Here is a 2,386-nt window from a genome sequence, read left to right as displayed (position 1 = left end):
TCGTGGACGTGACCCGGGGTGAGCGGCACCGGCACCGCGACGGCGTGGCCGATCAGGGTGACGATCGGGTAGGCCTCGAAGGACCGCCACGCGAACACCACCTCGTCGCCCGGCGAGCACACCGAGGACACCAGCTGCTGGCAGAGCGCCACCGACCCGCAGCCGACGGCGATCCGCTCGGGGCCCACCCCGTGGTGCTCCGCGAGCCGCCGGGTGAGCGCGGACACGGTGATGTCGGGGTAGCGGTTGCCCGCCGCCACGGCCTCGGCGACCGCCGCCTGCACCGCGGGGTGCGGCGCCAGCGCGACCTCGTTGCTGGCGAGCTTCACCGCGCCCGCGACGGTGCGACCGGCGACGTAGGCGGGCAGGGTGGACAGGTCCGGGCGCAGCGGGGTCGGTGCGGTCACACCCCCACGGTAATGCGCAGGTCACGGTGTCCCGTCCCGCGCGGCCTGCTCCCGCCGAACGGAACGCGACGTGGAAGGCTGGTCGCATGACCACCCGGACGGAGACGATCCCCCTCGTCGACGACACCGAGCTCGCGGTGACCGTCGGTGAGCCGGACGGGGCGGCGGTGCGCGGCGGCATCGTCGTGCTGCACTCCTCGCACGGGGTCACCGAGCACACCGAGCGCATCGTGGACGGCCTGGCGGGGGAGGGCTGGCTCACCGTCGCCCCGCACCTGTTCCACCGCGAGGGCTCCCCCCGCTTCGACGACGAGGCGTCGGCGTCCGAGGGCGCCGCCCTCGTCTCCGGCGCCTCGGTGCTCGCCGACTCGGACGCCTCCTTCGGCTGGCTGGCCGAGCACGGGGTGCCCTCCGACCGCATGGGCGTCCTCGGTTTCGACCTCGGGGCCACCGCGGCCCTGGTGGTGGCCTCGCAGCGCGCGCTCGGGGCGGCGGTGACGGTGGCCGCGGCCGGGGTGCAGGCCCCGCTGGCCGATGGGCTGCCGGCTCTGCTCGACGTCATCGGCGAGCTCACCTGCCCCTGGCTCGGGCTCTACGGCGAGACCGGCGACCCGGTCGACCCGTCCGACGTCGACCGGCTCCGGGAGGCCGCGCACGCCTCCGGGGCCGTCGTCGACGTGGTCGTCTTCCCGGCGGCCGAGCACCGCTTCGACGCCGACGAGGCCGCGCCGGTGGCGCAGGATCCGCTGGAGGACCACGACGGCGAGGGCACCCGTTCCGACGCGCGCAACCGCGTGCTGAACTGGTTCGACGCACACCTGCGCTGAGATCGTGAGGGGCTGGCAGCGGAGCCGGAGGTCCAGGGCGTGACGACGATGCACGAGCGACCCGAGGGGGAGGTCCGGCAGGAACGACGCCGGCGCGCCCGGGTCGCAGGCGTGATCGTCTGGTCGGCCCGGATCGTGGGGCTGCTCTCGATCATCTCGATCTTCGCCCCGGCGGCGCGGCGGCGTCTGGAGCCCGCGGCGTGGTTCGGCCTGCCGGTCGAGGCCTCGTTGGTGGGCACCGTCATCCTCGCGACGGCCGGGGTCGGGCTGATCCTGCTGGCGACCGGACTGCGACGGCGCAAGCGGCGCGCGTGGCAGCTCACGGTGCTGCTCTGCGTGGTGATCGTCGCCTCGCACCTCCTCGGCCGACATCCGATCCCGCCGCTCGTCGTGGCCGTCGTCCTGCTGATCGGGCTCGTGGTCACCCGCCGCGAGTTCGACGCGGTGCCCGACCCCGTCGGCCGGCTCCTCGCGGCGCGGCTGGTGCTGCAGCTGCTGGCGGCCGGCTTCGTCATCGTCTCGGCGATGCTGTTCTTCGTCCGGCCGACGCTGTTCGTCGTCCGGCCCACGGCCGGGGAGAAGTTCGCGCAGGCCGCGCTCTCGCTGATCGGCGTCTCCGGCCCCGTCGAGTTCCGGGTCGACTGGTACGACGACCTCACTGCGGCGGTCGGGCTGTCCTTCGGTGTCGGTGCGGTCGTGCTCGGCGGGTACTTCCTGCTGCGCTCCGCCGAGCCGCGCCCGCAGCTCGCGCCGGAGGACGTCGACGGGATCCGGGGCCTGCTCGCGCGCCACGGCGCCACGGACTCCCTGGGCTACTTCGCTCTCCGGCGCGACAAGTCGGTGGTGTTCTCGGAGTCGGGGAAGGCGGCGGTGTCCTACCGCGTGGTGGCGGGCGTCGCGCTGGCGTCGGGCGACCCCCTCGGTGACGTCGAGGCCTGGCCGGGGGCGATCGAGGCGTTCGTCGCGGTCTGTCGCCGCTACGGGTGGGTGTCCGCGGTGCTGGGCTGCTCGGAGACCGGCGCGCGGGTGTGGTCCCGGGAGGCGGGCCTGGACGCGCTCGAACTGGGCGACGAGGCCGTCGTCGACGTCGCGACCTTCTCGCTGCAGGGCCGCGCGATGCGGACCGTCCGCCAGGCGGTGTCGCGGATCAAG

Annotated in this window: 2 protein-coding genes and 1 pseudogene; 2 read left to right on the top strand and 1 reads right to left on the bottom strand. The window is 74.8% G+C overall.

The features are described 5' to 3' along the window. Nucleotides 1-407: pseudogene (locus tag AC0CYZ_RS19875) on the bottom strand (aminotransferase); the annotation flags it as partial. A gap of 86 nt (nucleotides 408-493) precedes the next feature. Between AC0CYZ_RS19875 and AC0CYZ_RS19870 the strand changes: the two are divergent. Then, complete coding sequence (locus AC0CYZ_RS19870) at nucleotides 494-1,234, top strand: dienelactone hydrolase family protein (protein WP_472218455.1); 741 nt, start codon at nucleotides 494-496, stop codon at nucleotides 1,232-1,234. 48 nt (nucleotides 1,235-1,282) lie between these two features. Beyond that, a partial coding sequence (locus tag AC0CYZ_RS19865; protein ID WP_472218456.1) for a phosphatidylglycerol lysyltransferase domain-containing protein occupies nucleotides 1,283-2,386 on the top strand: 1,104 nt, incomplete at its 3' end.

It is taken from the genome of Actinomycetospora sp. (assembly GCF_055612215.1).
This window is presented reverse-complemented; position numbering and strand designations above follow the sequence as displayed.

What these genes read in the sequence shown, in the direction of transcription:
- AC0CYZ_RS19870 (WP_472218455.1), top strand. Translation starts at nt 494, where the DNA reads ATGACCACCCGGACGGAGACGATCCCCCTCGTCGACGACACCGAGCTC.